Origin of the sequence: Mixta theicola (assembly GCF_002895925.1) — a bacterium.
Classification (GTDB): Bacteria; Pseudomonadota; Gammaproteobacteria; order Enterobacterales; family Enterobacteriaceae; genus Mixta; species Mixta theicola.
The window spans coordinates 190851-212058 of sequence record NZ_NWUO01000003.1 but is presented as its reverse complement, the minus strand read 5'-3'; the positions used below and the strand labels follow the sequence as shown (position 1 = coordinate 212058).

The 21208-nt window shown below is 55.4% G+C and carries 22 protein-coding genes; 14 read left to right on the top strand and 8 right to left on the bottom strand.

Features of this window, described 5'->3' with window-relative positions:
- Positions 1 to 2: 2 nt before the first annotated feature.
- Positions 3 to 659: a CPBP family intramembrane glutamic endopeptidase gene (locus tag COO59_RS05930; protein WP_103058894.1), complete on the bottom strand. Its 657-nt coding sequence runs from the start codon at positions 657 to 659 to the stop codon at positions 3 to 5.
- Positions 660 to 876: 217 nt separating this feature from the next.
- Between COO59_RS05930 and COO59_RS05925 the strand changes: the two genes are divergently transcribed.
- The 3 genes from COO59_RS05925 to COO59_RS05910 all read left to right on the top strand — a co-directional run bounded on the left by COO59_RS05925 (position 877) and on the right by COO59_RS05910 (position 4861).
- The gene (locus COO59_RS05925; protein WP_240614087.1) at positions 877 to 3492 is read left to right on the top strand and encodes a bifunctional diguanylate cyclase/phosphodiesterase; all 2616 of its coding nucleotides are present in this window, start codon (positions 877 to 879) and stop codon (positions 3490 to 3492) included.
- Between the two features lie 263 nt (positions 3493 to 3755).
- Complete coding sequence (locus COO59_RS05920) at positions 3756 to 4052, top strand: I78 family peptidase inhibitor (protein ID WP_103058893.1); 297 nt, start codon at positions 3756 to 3758, stop codon at positions 4050 to 4052.
- A gap of 266 nt (positions 4053 to 4318) precedes the next feature.
- Positions 4319 to 4861: a GNAT family N-acetyltransferase gene (locus COO59_RS05910; protein ID WP_103058891.1), complete on the top strand. Its 543-nt coding sequence runs from the start codon at positions 4319 to 4321 to the stop codon at positions 4859 to 4861.
- Between the two features lie 51 nt (positions 4862 to 4912).
- Here the strand turns inward: COO59_RS05910 and COO59_RS05905 are convergent, their stop codons facing one another.
- Positions 4913 to 5164, bottom strand: a complete 252-nt coding sequence (locus tag COO59_RS05905; protein ID WP_103058890.1) for a biofilm development regulator YmgB/AriR family protein — start codon at positions 5162 to 5164, stop codon at positions 4913 to 4915.
- 487 nt (positions 5165 to 5651) lie between these two features.
- Between COO59_RS05905 and cspE the strand changes: the two genes are divergently transcribed.
- Positions 5652 to 5864 carry a transcription antiterminator/RNA stability regulator CspE gene (gene cspE, locus COO59_RS05900; RefSeq protein WP_103058889.1) on the top strand — a complete coding sequence of 71 codons (213 nt, stop codon included), beginning with the start codon at positions 5652 to 5654 and terminating at the stop codon, positions 5862 to 5864.
- Positions 5865 to 6058: 194 nt separating this feature from the next.
- Here cspE and COO59_RS05895 read toward each other — a convergent pair whose 3' ends face one another.
- A complete protein-coding gene (locus tag COO59_RS05895; protein ID WP_103058888.1) occupies positions 6059 to 6232 on the bottom strand; it encodes a con-10 family general stress protein in 174 nt (57 codons plus the stop codon).
- Positions 6233 to 6721: 489 nt separating this feature from the next.
- On the opposite strand from COO59_RS05895, the gene iraP reads away from it, so the two are divergent.
- Positions 6722 to 6976, top strand: coding sequence for an anti-adapter protein IraP (iraP, locus tag COO59_RS05890; protein WP_103058887.1), 255 nt, complete (start codon positions 6722 to 6724; stop codon positions 6974 to 6976).
- 44 nt (positions 6977 to 7020) lie between these two features.
- Here iraP and proC read toward each other — a convergent pair whose 3' ends face one another.
- Positions 7021 to 7833 (bottom strand): pyrroline-5-carboxylate reductase, encoded by an 813-nt coding sequence (proC, locus tag COO59_RS05885; protein ID WP_103058886.1) that lies wholly within the window; start codon positions 7831 to 7833, stop codon positions 7021 to 7023.
- A 105-nt stretch (positions 7834 to 7938) separates the two neighbouring features.
- Here proC and COO59_RS05880 point away from each other — a divergent pair, with 105 nt between their 5' ends.
- The 3 genes from COO59_RS05880 to COO59_RS05870 are packed head-to-tail and all read left to right on the top strand — an operon-like array spanning position 7939 to position 9414.
- Complete coding sequence (locus COO59_RS05880; RefSeq protein WP_103058885.1) at positions 7939 to 8457, top strand: hypothetical protein; 519 nt, start codon at positions 7939 to 7941, stop codon at positions 8455 to 8457.
- A gap of 10 nt (positions 8458 to 8467) precedes the next feature.
- A complete protein-coding gene (locus COO59_RS05875; protein WP_103058884.1) occupies positions 8468 to 8911 on the top strand; it encodes a DUF421 domain-containing protein in 444 nt (147 codons plus the stop codon).
- Positions 8912 to 8922: 11 nt separating this feature from the next.
- The gene (locus COO59_RS05870) at positions 8923 to 9414 is read left to right on the top strand and encodes a YaiI/YqxD family protein (protein ID WP_103058883.1); all 492 of its coding nucleotides are present in this window, start codon (positions 8923 to 8925) and stop codon (positions 9412 to 9414) included.
- 110 nt (positions 9415 to 9524) lie between these two features.
- On the opposite strand, the gene COO59_RS05865 is transcribed toward COO59_RS05870, so the two are convergent.
- Complete coding sequence (locus COO59_RS05865; RefSeq protein ID WP_103058882.1) at positions 9525 to 10262, bottom strand: DUF2076 domain-containing protein; 738 nt, start codon at positions 10260 to 10262, stop codon at positions 9525 to 9527.
- Between the two features lie 262 nt (positions 10263 to 10524).
- Here COO59_RS05865 and aroL point away from each other — a divergent pair, with 262 nt between their 5' ends.
- The 4 genes from aroL (at position 10525) to ppnP (ending at position 13277) form a co-directional block, all read left to right on the top strand.
- The gene (aroL, locus tag COO59_RS05860) at positions 10525 to 11049 is read left to right on the top strand and encodes a shikimate kinase AroL (RefSeq protein WP_103058881.1); all 525 of its coding nucleotides are present in this window, start codon (positions 10525 to 10527) and stop codon (positions 11047 to 11049) included.
- A 183-nt stretch (positions 11050 to 11232) separates the two neighbouring features.
- A complete protein-coding gene (locus COO59_RS05855; RefSeq protein ID WP_103058880.1) occupies positions 11233 to 11424 on the top strand; it encodes a YaiA family protein in 192 nt (63 codons plus the stop codon).
- 812 nt (positions 11425 to 12236) lie between these two features.
- Positions 12237 to 12914 (top strand): AroM family protein, encoded by a 678-nt coding sequence (locus tag COO59_RS05850; protein ID WP_103058879.1) that lies wholly within the window; start codon positions 12237 to 12239, stop codon positions 12912 to 12914.
- 78 nt (positions 12915 to 12992) lie between these two features.
- The gene (gene ppnP, locus COO59_RS05845) at positions 12993 to 13277 is read left to right on the top strand and encodes a pyrimidine/purine nucleoside phosphorylase (RefSeq protein WP_103058878.1); all 285 of its coding nucleotides are present in this window, start codon (positions 12993 to 12995) and stop codon (positions 13275 to 13277) included.
- Positions 13278 to 13364: 87 nt separating this feature from the next.
- On the opposite strand, the gene rdgC is transcribed toward ppnP, so the two are convergent.
- Positions 13365 to 14276, bottom strand: coding sequence for a recombination-associated protein RdgC (rdgC, locus tag COO59_RS05840; RefSeq protein ID WP_103058877.1), 912 nt, complete (start codon positions 14274 to 14276; stop codon positions 13365 to 13367).
- Between the two features lie 145 nt (positions 14277 to 14421).
- On the opposite strand from rdgC, the gene mak reads away from it, so the two are divergent.
- Entirely contained in the window at positions 14422 to 15330 is a 909-nt protein-coding gene (gene mak, locus COO59_RS05835; RefSeq protein WP_103058876.1) for a fructokinase, read from the top strand.
- 25 nt (positions 15331 to 15355) lie between these two features.
- Here the strand turns inward: mak and COO59_RS05830 are convergent, their stop codons facing one another.
- Together COO59_RS05830 and sbcD are read right to left on the bottom strand one after the other, a co-directional pair.
- Positions 15356 to 19030, bottom strand: coding sequence for an AAA family ATPase (locus COO59_RS05830; RefSeq protein WP_103058875.1), 3675 nt, complete (start codon positions 19028 to 19030; stop codon positions 15356 to 15358).
- On the bottom strand, positions 19027 to 20256 hold the full coding sequence (gene sbcD, locus COO59_RS05825) for an exonuclease subunit SbcD (protein ID WP_103058874.1): 1230 nt from the start codon (positions 20254 to 20256) through the stop codon (positions 19027 to 19029). Before sbcD ends, COO59_RS05830 begins: the two co-directional genes overlap by 4 nt.
- A gap of 248 nt (positions 20257 to 20504) precedes the next feature.
- On the opposite strand from sbcD, the gene phoB reads away from it, so the two are divergent.
- Entirely contained in the window at positions 20505 to 21194 is a 690-nt protein-coding gene (gene phoB, locus COO59_RS05820) for a phosphate response regulator transcription factor PhoB (protein WP_103058873.1), read from the top strand.
- Positions 21195 to 21208 lie beyond the last annotated feature (14 nt).

Here is a 21208-nt window from a genome sequence, read left to right as displayed (position 1 = left end):
CTTCAGGATTGCAGCACAAACCAGATCGAAGGCAGCAGGGCAATCAGATTATTAAGCATATGCAGCAATACCGGCAGTAGCAAACCGTTGGCGCGCAGGCGCGCATAGCAAAGCAGCATGGAAAACAGCGTCAGCACCGCAAGGGTTTGCCAGTGGATATATTGCGTATGCATGGCGGCGAACAGCAGCGATGTCAGCAGAATGCAGGCAAAGCGGCTGCGCGGCGCCCACAGCAGAAACGACTGCAGCAGAAAGCCGCGAAACAGGATCTCTTCAAAAACGGGTGACAGCAACACGGCGGAAAAAAGCAGGACCCACAGCGAAAACAGCGTCTGCTGCGCCTGATCCTCCAGCCAGCGCTCCGGCTGTAAAAATTGGGTTTGCGCGACCATCAGGCCCAGCAACAGCAGCATAAACAGTAGCGTTGATTTCGGCTGCAGCCGCCCCAGCGGAATATCACTGCGGCGCGTCTGATAATAACGATACAGCGGCCACAGCACCGCAAACTCAAACAGGCAGAGCACCGGCACCAGTAACCCTTTTTGTCGTAGCGCGCCGTAATTGGGAAACCAGGTAATCGCCAGCGTAATCAGGTAATAAAGGGCAAAACTGCCGAGGTAAAACAGCGTCAGAAAGACCCTGTTGCGTTGGCTTTTCATAGGCGGCTTAAACCAAAGGGGAAGGAGGGGAGTGTAACAACCGCCAGGATCGCTGTCGAGACGCTCACAAAAGCGCGCTTTTTTACTAAATAGTCGCCAGTATGGGCCGATAAGGGCTGTAAGCGTGAAAAAAGCAGGAGCATGCGCCGCGCCGCGATAGTTGCTGCGTAATCGATAGCGGAGGTTAAGTAAACGCACTGTTACCGGGACTTTGTTGATGAATTTACCTTCTTTATTACCTTTTAATCTTCGCACGGCGGAAACGCCTGCGACGCTTTTTACGCGTCGGACGCTGCTGGTGCTGGGCTGCATGCTTGCCGCCGTATTATTGACCACCATCCTGATCATTATCGCTATCGCGGTGCGGCAAAACAGTACCGCGCTGGCGCAGGAGAAATTCCTGCTGCGCAATGCCTGGCAGGAGCGCCAGCGCTCGATCCTGACCGATATTCGCGATTACGCATTTTGGGGCGAGGCCTGGGAACATCTGCACCTGCGGGTGGATAAAAACTGGGCCTTTACGCAACAGAATCTTGGGCCAGGTTTATACCAGGAATACCATTATGAAGGAGTATTCGTGGTGGACGGCAGCGGACGGACGCGCTATGCGGTGATTAACGGCCAGCTTTCGGATATACCGCTGGAGGCCTGGCTGGGCAAACAGAGCAATGTAATCGTACAACAGGCGCGCGCTTTTATCAGCGAAGAAAGGGCGCTGGTTAAAAATACGCGTATTGGCGGCTCGCCGGCGATTGTTGCCGCCGCGCCGATTACCACCGGCAAAGTACCGGGGCTGAGCATGATGCCGGGACCGCCGTCGGTGATGATTTTTATCGATCGCTATACGCAGAATAAGCTGCTGGCGTTGGGTAACAGCATCGGCATCAGCAATATGCGCGTCGCTGTTGGACCACAGGCATCATCGATGGGCCTGGCGCTGGCGGTAGAGCAGAGCGAGCCGGTGCAGATCGTCTGGGATAGCGGTAAATCAGGGGACCATCTGTTAATTGTTACCCTACCGCTGCTGGCGTTGACCATGCTGATGCTGGGCATTATTTCCCGACGGGTCATCCGTCACGCGATGGATAACGCCCGGCTTTCCGACTGGCGCTTTGAGCAGCTCCGACAGAGCCAGCGCGAGCTGAGCGACAGCGAGGCGCGCTTTCGCGACGTGGCGGAAGCCTCCTCTGACTGGATATGGGAGACCGACGCGCGGGGCGTGCTGACCTATCTTTCCTCACGTTTTACTGCGGTAACCGGCTATGACGTTGCGGTACAGCTTGGCAAGCCGATCGATTGCCTGTTGATCAGCAGCAGCCAGCCGGTCTCGGAATGGATGCAGCGGCAGAATAGCGGCAGCGACCGGCGGACGCTGCGCTGTCATTTCCATTCGGCGCAGGGCGAGGAGCGTATCTGTAGCCTGGTGGCGAAGCCGATAGAGATACAGGGCAACAAAGTCGGCTTTCGTGGCACCGTCTCGGATATTACGCTGGAAGTTGAAGCCCAGGCGCGTATCCAGTATCTCTCGCAGCACGATACGCTGACCGGCTTGCCAAACCGCCACCGCATGAATGAATTTCTGAGCGGAAAGCTACAGGTGCAGCCAGCCGCAGCGCAGCCGCTGGTGATGTTCAGTCTCGATCTCGATCACTTTAAGCCGATTAACGATCTGTACGGACATGCCGCCGGCGATCGGGTGTTAAACGAGGTATCGCAGCGGCTACGCGTTTGTCTTGGCGCAGAGGATTTGCTGGCGCGGCAGGGCGGCGATGAGTTTATTCTGCTGCTGAGCGGGCTGACCAGCGATGAAGAGATTGAAGCGCGCTGCCATTGTCTGATGGATGAGATCCGCAAACCTTTCAACGTCGTGGGCCAGGTCGTTAATATTGGCGCCTCCATTGGTATTGCGCGCGCGCCGCAGGATGCGCTGCAGCCGGAGGAGCTGCTCAGAATGGCCGATATTGCGCTGTATCAGTCTAAAAACCTGGGACGCAACCGCTGGGTCTTTTATTCGCCGGAGATGTCCGAGCAGCTGGTGCAGCGACGTGAAATGGAGCGCGCGCTGAGCCAGGCCGTAACGCGCGATGAGCTGCGCCTGTTTTATCAACCGCGCTATTCGCTGCACAGCGGCAAAATGGACGGCGCGGAAGCGCTGCTGCGCTGGCAGCCATCGCCGCCTGCGCTGGTAATGCCCGACAGTTTTATTCCGCTGGCGGAAGAGACCGGGCTGATTATCCCGATTAGCGACTGGGTGCTACAGCGCGCCTGCCGCGATGCGCTGAGCTGGCCCGATCGGTTTTACGTTTCGGTAAATATTTCGCCGGTTGAGTTTTGCCGTGGCGATCTGGCCGGGCGGATAGCGACTATTTTACAGGTAACCGGGTTGCCCGCTGAGCGACTTGAACTGGAGATTACCGAAAATGTCACGCTTGAACGCCCTGAAAAAGCGCTGCTGATTATGCAGCGGCTGAAGGTGCTTGGCGTGCGGCTGACGGTGGATGATTTTGGATCGGGCTATGCCTCGCTGGGTTATCTGAAAGCCTTCCCGTTCGATGGCCTGAAGATGGATCGTTCCTATATGAAAGATTTTCCGCATTCGCAGCAGGCGCACTCTATCGTTAACGGAATTATCGGGCTGGGCAAAGCGTTCTCGCTGGTGATTACCGCTGAAGGGATCGAAAACGCGGAGCAGTTTGCGGAGCTGCGGGCGATCGCCTGTGATGAAGGGCAGGGCTATTATCTTGGCAGGCCGATGCCGGCCGTGGATTTTATGCGTTTACTGGAAACCGCTGAGCAGAACGAAGCCATTAACGAAACGGGCCAGCCAGGCTGACCCGTCAGGCGCTTAACGAACGCGGATGGCCACGCAGGTCATCAGCACCGCAAAGCCGATAAAGACAACCAGTTCCATACAGCACCTCCTGAGAATAATCTTAGAAAATTATACGAATGGGGCGGGTGGAATTTGCGCAATCCGTGCCTTTTATTTGCGTTGGATCACATTTTGCCGTGGAGTCATCCTTTCAGTACGTGCCAGATAATCCATCAGGCTTTAAGGTTCATTACTGAACGACCAGGCCAAAGAGGAGGAGTACGGTGAAATTTTATGGAAAGGCTGCGCTGATTATGGCGCTTTTTACGCTGGCGGCCTGTCAGCATGGGCAAAAAAATCGCGCTACCGCAGCGGTTACCGATCCTGATGCCGATCGCTGCGGCGCATCCGCTTATCAAAATTATGTTGGGCAGCCGCTGTCGGCGCTGAGCAAGCTGCATTTTGAGCATCCGGTACGGGCGATCCCTTATCACTCGGCGGTAACGATGGATTTTAACCTTAATCGACTGAATTTTCTGGGTGATAAAGATAACGTGATTACCCGCGTCTATTGCGGCTAGCGCTGCGGTCGGGGAAATGCTGTCGGCGAAAAATTTTTATGCCGCCGCTGTCACGCTGCTGTCATCATTAGCCGTCAGGATACAGGGAAACAGAATGATCTCCCCGTCATATAACACTGCAATGCTCGTCTTATTCATCCCGCCGCGTGCGGGATTTTTTTTATCGCTTTTATGCCGCAGGATGCAGCGCGGCCACGATCGGCTACGCTTGACAAAAACGGCGCGCAACGGCCGGATAGTTATGGCGACAGGGGGGAGCAGGGAGAATGCAGCAGAAAAATATACAGGTAATCGAGGCCACGGCCGGTTTGCTACAGGCGTTACAGTCGCTGGACTATCGCTTTACCGTGACCCAGGAGCTGGATGCCGTGTTCGATCGTCCGGTGCGTGACGGCCTCTATTCCGTTGCGCCACGGGAAAAAAATTATTTTAACGATCCACAGCAGTTTAGCGCCTTGCTTAACAGCCGTGACGGAGCGCTGTACGTGGCGCTGGTAGATAATCAGCCCGCAGGCTATCTGGCGGTGAGCCGTAACTGGAATGGCCTGGCGCTGGTGGAAGATACCGCCGTTGACGGCGCTTTTCGGCGCTGCGGCTGCGGCTGGGCGCTGTTGCAGCGGGCAATAAGCTGGGCACGTGAGCAACAGCTGGCTGGCGTGACGCTGGAAACGCAAAATACCAACGTGGCCGCCTGCCTGCTGTATGAAAACATGGGATTTGAACTGGGCGGCATCGATCGTCAGCTCTATCGGGCGCTGCATGCGCATCCGGCGGAAACCGCCCTTTACTGGTATCTATGGTTTAAGTGACATTCTCCCCGCCCGAAAGGAGGGAGGTTGCGGCGCGCCGGATAAAGCCGGTTATATTTCAGCGGTGCCGCTCATCAGCTGCGCCAGCACATTGCGATAGCTTTGCAGGACGCTTTCATCTTTTTCCAAATCCAGCTTTTTGATCACGCTGGCAATCAGCGCCTTATCGGTAGTGGGTTGGCCAGTCTGCATCAGCTCCGTCATGATGATTGCTAACAGCTCCGCTTCTTTGGGGGCGTGCCATGCCGGGCTGTTAAAATAGTCGGTTATTTCCCGGCTAGCGCTGGTGGATTGTGTTCGCATTCTCAACCTCCAAAAACGCAGCATTGACCCGCAACGAAACGGGCCGCCAGATTATTAGCAGGACCAACGCCTTACTCAGGCAAATCTTAAAAAGCTGCCGCTGCCTGCAAATGGCGGCTATTTTTTAAACATAGAAGTGTGGGAGCGAAAAGTCAGTAACAACCTGAAATATTTTTAGCGCTTGATTATGATCGCGTAACGGGAATAACAAATATCACTTCAGCGCTCATGCGCTTTGTGCCGTAAGCGGGCATTTATTTATCAGCGTTAAGTAAAATCCTGCTTGCATTGCATTAGCGATTATGAGTAAATGCACCGTCGGTTTGTTAAACAGAACCGGGTATGCGAGCAGTTTTAGTAAAGCAGTCTGCAGTGTAAGAGTTATCTCTGATATCCCTTCTTCAGTATCGCCTTCCTGAGTGCCTCATAACATCTGTACACAAACCTGTTGCCCTCAGGGCGTTAATATCGAATGAAGGAAAGACAAATGTCTGCAAAACTGACTGGTTTAGTAAAATGGTTCAACGCTGAGAAAGGTTTCGGCTTTATTTCTCCGGCTGACGGCAGCAAAGACGTGTTCGTACACTTCTCTGCCATCCAGAACCAGGGTTTCAAAACTCTGGAAGAAGGTCAGAACGTTGAGTTCACCATTGAAAACGGTCCGAAAGGCCCGGCTGCTGCTAACGTAAACGTACGCTAAGCTGCCAGAATTCAAAAAACCCGCCTTTATGGCGGTTTTTTATGGCCTTTTTTCGCCGTCAGGCTGATGGCGAGCTGTTTAGCGGCTAGCCTTGCCTGAGTCGTCGAAAAAAATAACCCCGGAACAGCGTTGCTGCTCCAGGGCTTGACAGGCTACTGCATTACCACGATAAACGTGGTGGCAATGCTAACGGGTCAGGACTTACGGCCGCCATGGCTGTTTTGTCCGCCTTTTTTACCCGCTTCGGACGCTTTTTCGCGATCGTTTTTGAAGTTACCGCCGCTATGCTGACCGCCTTTTTTACCGGCTTCAGACGCTTTTTCTCGGTCTTCTGCGAAATTGCCTGAACCACCACGATGTTCTGCCATAATCGTCTCCTGATTACTTTTCCAGTTTTGGTAAGCATCTTAGAATATGTATTATTACCCGGGTAATTCATATTCTGCGTTGTAGCGATATAAATTGTAGATGACGTAGTTAATATTTCCAGTGAGTGAGATTTGCGGTTTCGCTTATTTAAATGATTGTTTTTAAAGTTCTTTAATGAAATTTAATATTTTCCGGTTATATAACTTCCTGATGGTTAAGCAAATAAAAAATAACGAACCAAAGCTTTTTCTTATGGCTCCAGGATGAATCTTAACTTTTTCATGCTTTATTTCGCTGCGCTTGTTTAGTGGAGAGACGTTCGGGCGGCACAGAGAATAGCTACGGCTTGATAGCAAATTACCAGGCGACAAAATGACCTTTTTTAGCGCGGGCGTTTTAGAAATATTGAAAAATATCAGCATCATCTGCTGTTATTTTGTTAACTGTAGTGATAGTGTCTGCGTTTACATTGTTACTGAGATGATGTGATGAAACAGCTCATTGCAGAACTACTGGTTAAGCTGGCGGAAAAAGAAGCAGAGTCTAAAGAGCTGGTTGCCCAGGTTGAAGCGTTGGAAATTGTGGTAACGGCGCTGCTGCGTAAACTGGGTGACGAACAGCGTCAGGAGCTAAACAGAGGGATCAGCGAGGCGTTAATTACCGCCTCTGACGGCGCCAGCGCCGAGGATGCCTCTTTGCTGCATGGCTATATCGACAAGCTGCTTAATCATCCCCGCTATTGAGAGTAAAACAGCCACATCGCGGCCTGCGGTGTGGCTGGTCCATCTTAACGCCTGCTTAATGCTTCCGAGCGCGCCATACAGGCTTCCATTGCGGCAATCACCGCCGATCGCAGTCCTTTCTCTTCCAGCACTTTAACCGCCTCAATGGTGGTGCCGCCCGGCGAACAAACCTTATCTTTCAGCTCGCCCGGATGCTTACCGGTTTCCAGCACCATTTGCGCCGCTCCTTTTACCGCCTGCGCGGCAAATTTATAAGCCTGGGCACGCGGCATACCGCCCAGCACCGCCGCATCCGCCATGGCTTCAATAAACATAAATACGTAGGCAGGCGCTGAGCCGCTAACCCCGACCACCGCATGGATCAGATATTCCGGCACGACGGCGGCTTTACCAAAGCTGTTAAAAATCGCCAGCACTTCTTCGATTTCTTCCGGCGTCACCAGCGGGTTTGGCGTAACGGATGTCATGCCTTCGTTGACCAGCGCGGGCGTATTGGGCATCACGCGGACGATTTTACGATCGTGTCCCAGCGCCATGGCTAAGGCATCCAGCGTTACGCCTGCGGCAATGGAAACCACCAGCGTCTCTTTATTCAGCGCGCCGGCCGTCTCCTTAAGCACTTTTAGTATCACATCAGGCTTTACCGCGCCGAATAAAATATCCGCTTCGCGCGCCACCTCTTCGGCGCTTTGCGCTGGCGTAATACCGTACTGCTGCGCCATGGCCTGGTTAGTTGCCGGTTTATGGTCATAAACCCAGATTTTCGCCGCATCAACCTGGCCACCCGCAATCAGTCCGCCAATAATCGCTTTGGACATATTTCCGCAGCCAATAAAGCCTATTTTTTTCTCCAGCATGGTTTTTCCTTCTGCGTAGCCATTTTCAGTTTCGCAACAGCTTACGTCATTCTGCCGCTTTATCCAGCTTCAGCTACACTCAAAGCGAGGCCAAAGGAGAGGAAAATGGAAAATTTTCAGCAAGATGAAGATAAAGAGCGTCACTATCCCGTGCAGGAAAATATGCGCTGGCAGCGGATTGAATGGCGGATCCAACGGGTAGGTTATGTCCTGTTGCTGGCTATCGTGGTCAGCGGAGCCTGTGGCCTGTTCTCAAAAGGGTTTCTTAGCGATCGGCATGCCGTCTCGCCAAACGGCGAGCTGCGGGTTGAGTATGAGCGTTTTGCTCGTCAGCAGAGCGATGTAACGATGACGATCCGCCTGCATCCGCTGCGCGGTGGCCTGTACCGCATTACCATCAGCGGCAACGGCGTCGATAATTTCCAGCTGCAAAGCATTCAGCCGCAGCCGCTGCGTGCGGAAAGCCGCGACCATTCTCTGACGCTCTGGTATCAAACGCAAAGCCTTAACCACGGCGCCTCCGTCTGGCTCGGCGGCCAGCCGCAGACTCCGGGGAAAAGTACCTTTGCGGTTAGCGACAGCGAAGGGGCGCAGGTGCAGTTTACACAATGGGTTTATCCATAGGGGAAAGGGTATGGAAACGGTATTACGTGCGGTAAGTATGTACTTCATATTAATGGTGGTGTTGAAAATTGCCGGTCGCCGCACGCTACTGGAAATGACCAGCTTTGACTTTATCCTGCTGCTGATTATCAGCGAGGCGACGCAGCAGGCGCTGCTGGGCAATGATTTTTCGGTTACCGGCGCGGCGCTGACGATTACCACATTAATCGTGATGGATATTCTGTTGGGTATTTTTAAGGGATGGTTCCCCAGTCTGGAGATGCTGATTGACGGCGCGTCGCTGATCCTGGTGGAAGATGGCAAGCTGTTAAATCGTCGCGCCAAAAAGGCGGGCATTACCGCAGAGGATATTCTGGCCTCGGCGCGAAGCACGCAGGGGCTGGAGCGTCTCGATCAGATAAAGTTTGCCATTCTGGAGAAGAACGGCAAAATCAGCATTATTCCTCAATCCTGACAGGAAAGCCGATGCCAATTTGGGTGGATGCCGATGCGTGTCCAAAAGTGATAAAAGAGGTGCTCTATCGCGCCGCAGAGCGCAGCCAGACAGAGCTGATTCTGGTGGCTAACCAGCCGCTTAGCGTGCCGCCTTCACGTTTTATTCGTACGCTGCGCGTCGCGGCAGGTTTTGACGTGGCGGATAATGAAATTGTACAGCGCGTAAACCGCGAAGATCTGGTGATCACCGCCGATATTCCGCTGGCGGCGGAAGTGCTGGCGAAAGGTGCGGCGGCGCTTAATCCGCGCGGCGAGCGCTACAGCGAGGCCACCATTCGTGAACGCCTGACAATGCGGGATTTTATGGATACACTGCGGGCCAGCGGCGTGCAGACCGGCGGGCCGGCGACGCTAAATCAGCGCGACAGGCAGCAGTTCGCGGCGGAGCTGGATAAATGGCTGCTGCTGCAACAGCGCCGTAACCGTGAGCAAGGTAAATCCACACCCAACGCGGCGGGATAAACGCCTTTGCTGACAACACGCCGGCAGGATACGGCCCACCGGCGTTTTGCATTTGAAGCGACTTTTTAGACAGGATGAGCCATTCCGCTCATCCGCCGCCGGGCGGCGTCTCAGATAAAGCTGTCGTCGTCGTTAAAATCGTCGTTGTCGAAATCATCGCTGTCGAAACCGGCATTATCATCCTGCTGCCAGTTGGCATCCTGTAAAAACGTCCGATCGTCAACGTTATTAAAGGTATCCAGACTGGTATCCAGCGGCTGCGGATCGGGCAGGGCAGGTTCGTTAATAATGTTAACGATCTCCTCTGGCTGGGAATGATGGAACATGCTGGTCAGCATATCCGCCATGACCACACCACCGGCCACGCCAACCGCCGTTTGCAGCGCACCGCCAAGGAAACCGCTACCGCCGCGTGCGGCGCCATAGGGTTGCTGAGCGTAGGGTTGCTGCGGTTGCTGCGGAGCATTATAGGGCTGTGCGTAAGGCTGCTGTTGCGGGGCGCTATTCCATACCGGCTGCTGTGGCGCGGACTGACGATGCCCGCCGCCGAACAGGCCGGAAAGAAAGCCGCCGCTGTTTTGACGAGACGGTTGCTGCTGCGCCTGTGAAAGCTGCTGCTGCGCCTGCGTCAGCTGGTGCTCCAGTTCCTTAACCTGCGCGCTCAGTTTTTTCATCGCCGCTTCCTGGATCAGAACCGCCTGCGCCATATAGTAGGGCGCAGAAGGCTGCTGGCGCAGCTGCTGCTCAATCAGGCGCTCTGCCGCCGCATCGCGTGGCGCGGACTGGCTCTCAGCCTGTTTCAGTCGGCTAAACAGACTTTCGATTAGACGTTGTTCTTCGCTCTGCATGGAAACCTCCTTAAACAAGCGTTATCTCTTTATTTTGGTCGCTATAAGACGAAAGTAAATCAGCACTGCGTAAGTAAATATTGCCGAGCCGGGGGCCGGATGTTTGGCTGAGCAAAGTCTCTTCTGGCGGCTAAGCAGCTTTCCGCAGCGTAAAAACAACGTTACGGCTGGCCCAGGATATTTTTTCTCGGTATGATGCCCGCCATGCATAATTTGATGGCCAGCTGCGGCGGAACGCAGTAATGGCGGAGGAATGCCTGTCATGTCGTTACCCATTTTTCTAATCGGCGCGCGCGGCTGCGGTAAAACCACGGTGGGTGAATTACTGGCGCAGGCGCTGGGCTATGCTTTTTGCGATACCGACCATTATCTGCAGCACAGCACGGGAAAAACGGTAGCGGAGATTGTGGCCGCCGAGGGCTGGGAAGGGTTCCGCCTGCGAGAAACTGACGCATTAATCGCCGTTACCGCGCCGGAAACCATTATCGCTACCGGCGGCGGTATGGTACTGGCGGAAACCAACCGCCGCTTTATGCAGCAGCGGGGCCAGGTTATTTGGTTACAGGCCAGCGCAACGGTACTGGCGGCTCGTCTGGCCCATTATCCGCAAACCTCGCAGCGTCCTACCTTAACCGGCCGTTCTATTACCGAAGAGATGGCTGAAATACTTGACGAGCGTGCAGGCCTTTACCAGCAAAGCGCGCATCATGTCATTGATGCGATGCAGACGCCTGAACAGGTTGTCATCCAGATCCTGAGCGCTTTATCACCGGCGCACGCCAGCTAGACGTTAAGCTCGCCTGCGGGGCTGGCTGTTATTAACCCGCCTGTTTTTGTTACCTTTCTTTTCCATGCGCCTGGCGCATCGGTGCCGTTGTCTATACTTACTCTTACGTGCAAAAGCGACCGTTCTCCGCAGCAGGCGGCCGGAGAATAGCGGAAAACATTTTCACCATAAGAGGGAAGAAAAATGCCAACAAGACCACCCTATCCACGTGTAGCCCGGGTTGTACCGGTTAATAACGGCGCTGCAGGACAAGGTGCAACGCGCTATGAACTACGCGCCGATCACCCAAAACCAAACTCGCTGATTAGTGAGCATGAAAGCGAACAGGAAGCGCTGGATGCGAAAGAACGTTACGAGAATAGCGATAAAGAATAGCCAGGTCGGGCACGGATGCCTGTAAAATTTCCGGCCAGATAATATCACTATAAATAAGCACATTATTTAATCAAATAAGTCAATTCTTCTATTTATTGCGTTATTTTGTTACAGCTTTCTGTTATTGCCATCGTCTGGCTAAATGATAATAGATTAAAACTGTCATCTTGTTTGATAGCATAAAAGTTTTTCCAGAAATAGGGACTACGGCCTGACTCAGTCAGGCGGTTATTTTATTTTCCGTTGCGGCCTTAATAAATCCGCTATTATCCACGCCTCACGGCAGTCAGCGCCTGACTGCGCTTTTTTCGTTAAGCCCGCTCCCGCACAGCGCCTTGACCCACAGCGAGATACGCTGAGAAAAGAGGCGTTTACCCGCTTGCTATTCAGGCAATATTAACTTAACGAGAATTATGAACGGAAATAAGTTTTTTTCAGGCTGTAATAACCCGTTTTACCGGTGGTTTTTAAACGGTCGCTATGCCAGAATAATATCGCCGCGCTCATCGATTTATCGGCAGGATACAACTTACTTGATTTGCCGTTATGGCAGTTAATAAACCTGACTAAAACGAAATATCAGGGCGATGCCGTTACGAGCCCGGTGTTTTTTATCAACGTTAAGGTTAAATAACCTTTATAAAAAAGCGGTTTTCACCAGGCGGAAATAATTAAAATCAGCGGCGGAAATAATTATATTGCCGCCGTCCGGTTTACGCCAGTTACCGATAAAAAAGGCGCAGCAATGGCAAACCGCTGGTAAAGCTGGACGGTAACCGGCCCGGCAATTTACTCGTAATGAAGAAGTAAATATGAAACAGACACTGGTAATACTGACCATCGCGCATTCCCCGGACGACGATATAACGCCGCTACTGTTGGAAACGCTGACTGAAGAACAGCTTGAGCCTGTCAGCCTGCTGAACGGGCTAACCAGCGAAGAGATAACCGAAAAATATGCTCCCAGGAAGGATGAAAAGACGCTGGTGGTGCGGTTAGCTGATGGCGCAGAGAGGTTGCTTGCTACCAGCCGGATTGAGCGGGGGCTGCAGCGGCTTATCAACCAGCTGGAGACGCGTGGCGTTGAAAATATCCTGCTGCTGGGCTGCGGACCGTTCACCGCGCTGCAATCCCGCAGCGCGGTGCTAATGGAACCAGATCGTCTGATCCCTCCGCTGATAAGCGCTATCGTTGGTAACCATCAGGCCGGCATTATGGTTTCGGCTGATGAACTGCTGCGTCAGCAGGCAGGAAAATGGCGCAGCCTGAGCAAGCCCGCCAGTTTTGCCGTCGCCAATCCTTTCCAGAGCGATAATCAGGCGTTAATCGATGCCGGGCTACTGCTGCTGGAACAGGGTGCGGATGTGGTGGTGCTGGATGGTCCGGGCTATCACCCATCTCACTGCGATCTTTTGCAACAGCTGCTGGGTATCCCGGTGCTGCTCTCCTGGCGGCTGCTGGCGAAAATGGCAGCCGAGCTGCTGGCATAATCCACAATTTCAGGTGACAAAACACGCGTTTAGCCCCTACACTGCCGATTCATCTATTGTGGTTTCGGGGGACGATGCATGCTGAACGTAAGCGAGTACTTTGAGGGAAAAGTGAAGTCGATCGGTTTTACCAGCGCCAGCACCGGACGCGCCAGCGTTGGGGTGATGGTGGAAGGTGAGTACGCCTTCGGAACCGGTCAGCCAGAGGAGATGACGGTGATCAGCGGCGCGTTAAACGTGCTGTTACCCGGCGAGACCGAATGGAAGATCTATGAAGCGGGCAGCGTATTTCACGTTCCCGGCCACAGTGAATTTCATTTACAGGTTGCGGAGCCGACGTCCTACCTGTGCCGTTATCTTTAAGGGTAAATGTGCGCCGCCAGCGGCGCACATCAGGTTAAGCCACAGCGCGAGAAATCCAGCCAGGCGTCCCGCGCCATGCAGCGCTTATTAACGCTGCGCTTCGCCGCCTAATGCCTCGGTCAGGTTACTTACCAGCGCGGCCAGTTCACTACTCATCAGGATAAAGTCCGCATCGAAACGCTGCGCAAAATCTTCCCGATCAATATCATCGTTTTGTTCACGTAGCGTATCGGCAAACTTCAGGCGCTTCAGAGAACCATCGTCCGCCAGCATCAGCTGAATACGTTCCTGCCAGTCCAGAGCCAGTTTTGTCACCAGCTTGCCCGCTTCAATATGGTTGGCAATCTCATCGCATACCAGATCCTGCTTTTTACAACGGATGACGCCGCCGTCTTCCAGAATGGCTTTGAGCTCCGCCTCATCCATCAGTGCAAAGCCTGCCGGCAGATCGCCGGAGCGTACCCATTCGGTTAACGTCAGCTCAATCGGTGTTTCCAGCGTTAGCGGCACCACCGGCAGTGAACCGATGCTTTTACGCAGCAGCGCCAGCGTATCTTCCGCTTTTTTCGCGCTGGCGCAGTCCACCATGATCAGGTTGTTAACGCTGTCGATCCACAGATAAGTCTGGCTGAAACGGCTAAAGGCGCGCGGTAGCAGGCTATGCAGCACCTCATCTTTCAGCGAATCTTTTTCCGTTTTTTTCAGCTTGCGCTGCTGCTCCGCTTCCAGTTTCTCAATTTTGGCTTCCAGCGCCTGCTTGATCACCGGTGCAGGCAGGATTTTCTCTTCTTTACGGGCACAAATCAGCATCTGTCCGTTATTGACATGCGTCAGGGCTTCACTACGCGAACCCATCGGCGAAACCCAGCCGGTTTTCGCCATATCCTGACTGCCGCACGGGGAAAAGGAAAACGCAGCGAGTTGTTTTTCCAGGTCGTCTGCGGACAGCGGAATGTCACGATTCAGACGATAAATCATCAAGTTTTTAAACCACAACATAGGGTTTTCCTTTGCCGGATGTGTATAAATTCACAGGTCATAAACGGTGCGCGCATGATAGCGAAACATCGGCGATGGGTCATTGCCTTTCCTGGCGCTGGCTTCTAATGTAACGCTCATCCCGATAAAAAATGAGGAACAACCTGTGCGTATTGGCATTGATTTAGGCGGCACCAAAACGGAAGTGATTGCCCTTTCTGATGCAGGCGAGACGCTGTTTCGCCATCGCGTTCCGACACCGCGCGACGACTATCCGCAAACGCTGCAGGCGATTGTCGATCTGGTGCGGCTGGCCGAGGAGAAAACCGGCCAGCAGGGCAGCGTGGGGCTGGGCATTCCCGGTACGCTGTCGCCCTACAGCCAGCGGGTGAAGAATGCCAACTCAACCTGGCTGAACGGCCAGCCGTTGGATCGGGATCTGGCGCGCTTGCTGGCGCGCGAAGTCCGTATTGCCAACGATGCCAACTGCCTGGCGGTCTCAGAGGCGGTGGATGGCGCTGCGGCGGGCAGGGCGCTGGTTTTCGCGGTGATTATCGGTACCGGCTCCGGGGCGGGCATCGCCATTAACGGGGCGACGCACAGCGGCGGCAACGGCAACGCCGGAGAATGGGGGCATAATCCCTTGCCGTGGATGGATGAGGATGAGCTTCGCTATCGCGAGGAAGTGCCGTGCTACTGCGGCCAGAAAGGCTGTATCGAAACTTTCGTTTCCGGCACCGGTTTTGCTATCGATTATCAACGCCTGAGCGGGAAAAGCTTAAGCGGTGCGGAGATCGTCGCGCTGCTGGCCCGGCAGGATCCTGTCGCTGAACTGGCGATGAGCCGCTATGAGCTGCGCCTGGCTAAATCGCTGGCGCAGGTGGTTAACCTGCTCGATCCCGACATTATCGTACTTGGCGGCGGCATGAGTAATGTTGAGCGCCTGTATCAGACGCTGCCGACATTAATAAAACCCTGGGTATTTGGCCGTGAATGCGAAACGCCGGTGGTCAGGGCGCAGCACGGCGATTCCAGCGGCGTGCGCGGCGCCGCCTGGCTGTGGCCGCTGGCTTAGCTGGCGCGCGCCGGAAACAGGCGCATCAGACTGAAAATAGCCGGTCCAGACGGCTGTAGCCGAGGCCGTTAACCTTGCGCACTTTTATCTGGACCGGGATGCGCTCTTTCATCGCCTCGACGTGGCTGATCACGCCAATGGTTTTACCGCTGGCGTTTAGCGCATCCAGCGCATCCAGCGCGGTGTCCAGCGTATCCGCATCCAGCGTGCCGAAACCTTCATCAAGGAACAGCGATTCGATACGGGTTTTATGGCTAACCAGATCCGAAAGCGCCAGCGCCAGCGCGAGGCTAACCAGGAAGCTTTCCCCGCCTGACAGCGTGCGCGTATCCCGCTTTGCGTCGGCCTGCCAGGTATCCATCACCTGCAGCTCCAGCGTATCGCTTGATTTACGCTGCAGCAGATAACGGCCATGCAGCCGATCAAGCTGCTGATTTGCCAGCCATACCAGGTGATCAAGCGTCAGGCCCTGCGCAAAACGCCGGAATTTATCGCCGCTGCTGGAGCCGACCAGCTGATTAAGATAGCCCCAGTCTTCCACCTGCTGCGCGTTCTCTTCGATTTGCTGTAGCAAACTTTGCTGCTGCTGACGCTGCGCGTTATCGCTCTCAAGCTGCTGACGCAGCTGCCCCTGTTGACGCACGTTATCATGCAGCTGCTGCTGCTGGGCCTCCAGCAGGGTTTCCAGCGTCGGCAGCGTAACGTTGACCTCATCAGGGCGATCCAGCAGATGCTGCGCCTGGCTCTGTTCAGCGCGCAGCGCCAGCGTAATCGCCTGCTGGCGCTGCGCTTCCAGCTGCTGACAGCGCTCACGCAGCGCCAGCGCCTCCTGCTCATCCAGCAGCGCGGCGCGGAAAGCCGCTTCATCGCTAAAGTGGCTCTCCTGCAATGCCTGAGTAAACTGCAACAGCCGCTCGTCGTGGCGTTTCTGCGTGGTCTGGAGCTGCTGCGCCAAAGAATTATGCTGTCCGGTCAGGTTATTTAACCGATCCTGGCTTTGCTGCCAGCGCTGCTGCTGTTCGCGCGCCCCGGTTTCCGCCTGCAACAGACGCTGCTGCCACTGCTGGCGGATTTCAGAAATAGCGCTGTCGCCCAGCAGACGATGACGCTGCTGACGCAGCGCCTCCAGCTGCTGCTGCTGTGACTGCATCAGCGTTTCGGTCCGTAGTTTCTGCTGCGCCAGCTGCGCCAGCTCCTCATTACTGGCGCTCAGGGCCGTATCGCAGGCGGCGAGGCGCTTCGCTATATCGGTAAGCACTTGCTCGCTTTTCTGCCAGCGCCGCCATTCGCTCTGACGCTCCTCCAGCCAGACCTGCTGCGCCTGAGGCTCCGGCAGCGTAAGCTGATGCTGCGCCAGTTCCTGCGTCAGGGTTTCTGTGAACTGTTGCCGCTGTGCCACGAGCTGCTGACAGTGCTGCTCCGCATCCTGCCACTGTTGCTGGCTGTAGCGCAGCTGCTGCTCCGCCAGCTGGCGCGCCTGATGCTGCTGTTGCCAGCGTTGCTGACAGGCCGCCAGCGCCTCTTTCGCCTGCTGCACCCTGCGCGTAGCCTGTTCCTGCAGCTGTTGCTGCTGCTGCAGCGCTTTTTCCTGCTGCTCCTGCTGGCCGATCCAGGCGTTGAGTCCCGCCTCATCTTCCAGCGCCAGCGTCAGGCTCGCAGCAGCCAGCAGCGTTTGCCATTCATCCTGCTGGCGCAACCGTTCGCCGTTTAGCGTCTGCTGCTGCTGGCTGAGCCGCGCCTGCTGGCCCTGTAGCGCCTTTAGCTGCTCGCTGCTGGTGACGCCGGCAATTTTTAACTGCTCTTCCTGCTGGCGAATTTCTTCCAGACGCTGCTGATTTTCCGTTAAGGTCAGCGTTTGGTAGCGCTCCACCGCTGGATGTTCGGTGGAGCCGCACAGCGCGCAGGGTTCACCGGCGACTAAGCGTGCGCGCTCCTGCTCAAGGCTGACAATCCGGCGCTCCAGCTCCAGACGCTTTTCCAGGTCAACGCGATGCTGATGCTTCTCTTTCCACGCCTGACGCTGCTGCTCCAGCTGCTGCGTTTGCTGCAGGATCTGCGCGTCCAGCGCCTGCAGCTCCTGCTGTTGCTGAGCGTAACGCTGGCTAAGCGGACGCAGAGTAGAGGAGACGACAGCTAACTGCTGTCGCAGCGGGCGCTGCTGCTGTAGCTGTTCCAGCTGGAGACGCAGCGTGCTTTCCGGCTGTTGCTGAAGTGCAGTAAGTGCTTGCTCTGCCTGCTGCACCTGCTGGCGGGCATGTTCCAGCTCGCTTTCCAGCGGGGCGGCTTGCGCCATCAGCTGACTGAGCTGCTGCTGCTGTTCATCGCGCTGTTGCTGATACTGCCGCTGCTTTGCCTGCAACGCGTTGAGGTTATCCTGTAGCTGCAGCTGTTGCTGAAAACGCTCACGCCAGCCGCCCAGCAGATCGCCCCAGTTCGCCACCTGAGCACGCTCGCGGCGCCACCGTTGCTCCTGCTGCTGCTGCGTATGCAGCGTCTGATGTTCGTTGCTTAGCTGCTGCTGACGCTGTTGGCGCTGCTGTAGTGCGAGCTGGTTTTCCTGCAGCGTTTGCTGCTGAAGGGTGAGCTGCTGCGCCAGCGTCTCGATTTGATGGTCGAGCGGGATCACCTGTTCGTTGATCAGGCTTTCCTGCTGCCGCCATTGCGTATGCAGCTGCTGGTGCGCCTGTTCAGCCTGCTGCTGCTGGTGGTGCAAGGTTTGTAACTGCTCACTGGCCTGCTGAAGTGAAGCGGAAAGCTGCTGCGTCTGCAGGTTAAGCTGCACCAGATCCTGCCGTAGCTGCTGGCGCTGTTGCCAGAGCGGACGCAGCTTTTCCGCCGGTTCCGATCGCGCCAGTCGCTGACGTTCCGCTTCTGCCTGCTGCCAGCGGCTTTCCGCCTGCTGCTGCGCGTCGATCGCCTGGTTTTTTTCCTGCTCCAGACGCTGTTGCTGGCTAAGCCACTGCTGCTGCTGCCGCAGGTGGTTAAGCTGCTGATGCAGCTGATTTTCCTGCTGCGTCAGCGCCTGTAATTCATGTTCAAGCTGCTGCCGTGCCGTTGTATCCAGCAGCGCCATTCCCGCCGCGCCCGCCCGCAGCCGATCCAGCTCAATGCGCGCCTGCTTATGCTGTTCATAAATACGCGATGAGAGCTGGCCGTAAATTTCGGTGCCGGTTAACTCTTCCAGCAGCTCGGCGCGATCGTTGGCGTCCGCGTTCAGGAAGGCGGCGAACTGCCCCTGCGACAGCATCATCGATTTGGTAAAGCGGGCAAAATCGAGTCCGGTCAGCTGGGCGATCATCTCCAGCTTGTCTTTCACCTTATCGGCGACGATAACGTTATCCGCGCAGCGCGCCAGCTCTACGCGCGGCGCCTGCAGATTGCCGTCCACCGCGCCGCGGGCCCGGTTCTGGCTCCAGAAGGCGCGCCAGGCTTCACCTTTAACCTCAAACTCTACTTCGGCGAGGCATTCAGCGGTATCGCGGCTGATCAGTTCATTTTGCGTCTGGGAGATTTTCCCCAGACGCGAGGTTTCGTGGTACAGCGCCAGGCAAATCGCATCAAGCAGGGTGGTTTTACCGGCGCCGGTCGGGCCGGTGATGGCAAACAGTCCGCTGCTGGCAAAGGGTTCGCGGGTGAAATCGATTTTCCATTCGCCCTTTAACGAGTTGATGTTTTTAAAACGCAGGGACAAAATTTTCATGGCTGGTTCTCCTCGCCCTGATAAAGCGCATCCAGCGTGCCGCTAAATAGCTGACGTACGCGCGTGCGCCGCGCCTCGTCCGTTTCCTCTTCCTGCTCCAGCCGCCGTTCAAAGACATCTTCTACTTTCAGTTCGCTCAGCGTCTCGTTTTGCAGACGAGCAAGCGCCCGCTCACGCTGCTCGCGGCTGCGGCGTATCAGCAGCACTTCGACCGGTAAACCCGCGGTCAGCGCCTGGATATGCTGCTGCATATTATGCAGATATTCCTGGGTGGTAATTTCAATATCCAGCCACACCGGACGAGGCGGAGAGGCATCGGCAAACGGTTTCAGCTGCTGTTCGATCTCCGCCAGCGTGCCCCTGATGGTTTGCATCGGCTGAAAGCCGGGCACAGGCAAAGGTTCGACGCAGTCCAGCTTGCCGTCGGCGAAACTGACCAGAAACACGCTTTTCTCGCTGCCCAGCTCATCGAAGCTGAGCGGCAGCGGCGAGCCGCTATAGCGGATGTGTTCGCTGCCGGCGATGCGCTGCGGACGATGAATATGACCGAGCGCAATATAATCGGCGGCGGGAAACGCCTGCGCCGGAAACGCATCTAGCGTGCCGATATAAATATCGCGCACCGCTTCGCTTTTGCTTACGCCGACGGTGGTCAGGTGGCCGGTGGCGATCACCGGCAGCGGTCGCTCTGCCTGCTGGCTAAGCTGGCGGGCGTGCTGATAGCTGCGCTGATAGTGCTGCGTAATGGCGTTCAACAGGCCGATCTGCTTTTGCTCGCCGGACTGGCCCGCCTGGCTGCGCATAATATCGCGCGGACGCAGGAAAGGGATGGCGCACAGCACCGCGCCCGGCTCGCCCTGACGGGTCATCAACGTAAGAACCTGCTCTTCGGGATCGCTGCTGGCGGCGGCAATGACCCGCGTGTTCAGACAGGCCAACAGTTCGCGCGATTCGTTTAGCGTGGCAACGGAATCGTGGTTGCCGCCCAGCACAATCAGCTGGCAGCCGGTGCGATGCAGATCCACCACGAAACGGTTATAGAGTTCGCGCGCATAGCTGGGCGGCGATCCGGTATCAAAAATATCCCCGGCGACAATCACCGCATCGACCCGGTGTTCTTCAACCCGTTCAATCAGCCAGTTAAAAAAGGCCTGATGCTCGGCGGCACGGCTGCGGGTATAGAAAAACTGACCGAGATGCCAGTCTGAAGTGTGAATAATGCGCATAGAACTCCCAGCTAATAGCAGATCTCCGGGGGCGATTATAACCAGAGCTAAGCCGCAGAAGGGAACTGGATTGATAATATCCTGTGCGTTGGCTGGCTCAGCATTTTAGAAAGCACCTTCTGATTGCTTCACAAAAGCGTTATTAAAGCGCCACAGGGGCCGTGCATTTTTCATAAATCTGTCATAAAACTGACGCATAATGACGCCGCAAATTCCCGTGACTGAGAGTCACATTCGCAGGAGCAATAATGGCTAAGCGCATTCTGGTTGTCGAAGATGAAGCCCCCATCAGGGAAATGTTGTGTTTCGTGCTGGAGCAAAATGATTATCAGCCTGTTGAGGCGGATGATTATGACAGCGCCGTCAACCTGCTAATCGAACCCTGGCCCGATCTGATCCTGCTTGACTGGATGTTGCCCGGCGGTAGCGGCATTCAGTTTATTAAACATCTCAAGCGCGAAGCGATGACGCGCGATATTCCGGTCATGATGCTGACCGCGCGCGGCGAAGAAGAGGATCGCGTACGGGGTCTGGAAGTGGGCGCTGATGATTACATCACCAAACCCTTCTCGCCAAAAGAGCTGATGGCGCGCATTAAGGCGGTGCTGCGCCGGATTTCGCCGATGGCGGTTGAGGATGTGATTGAAATTCAGGGGCTGAGCCTTGATCCTTCTTCACACCGCGTGATGTCGGAAACCACGCCGCTGGAGATGGGCCCGACGGAATATAAGCTGCTGCACTTTTTTATGACGCACCCGGAGCGCGTTTACAGCCGTGAACAGCTGTTGAATAACGTCTGGGGCACTAACGTTTACGTTGAAGATCGCACGGTTGACGTGCATATTCGGCGGCTGCGTAAGGCGCTGGAGCTGACCGGCCACGATCGAATGGTGCAAACCGTTCGTGGAACGGGCTACCGTTTCTCCGCTCGTTACTGATCGGAGTCTGCCTC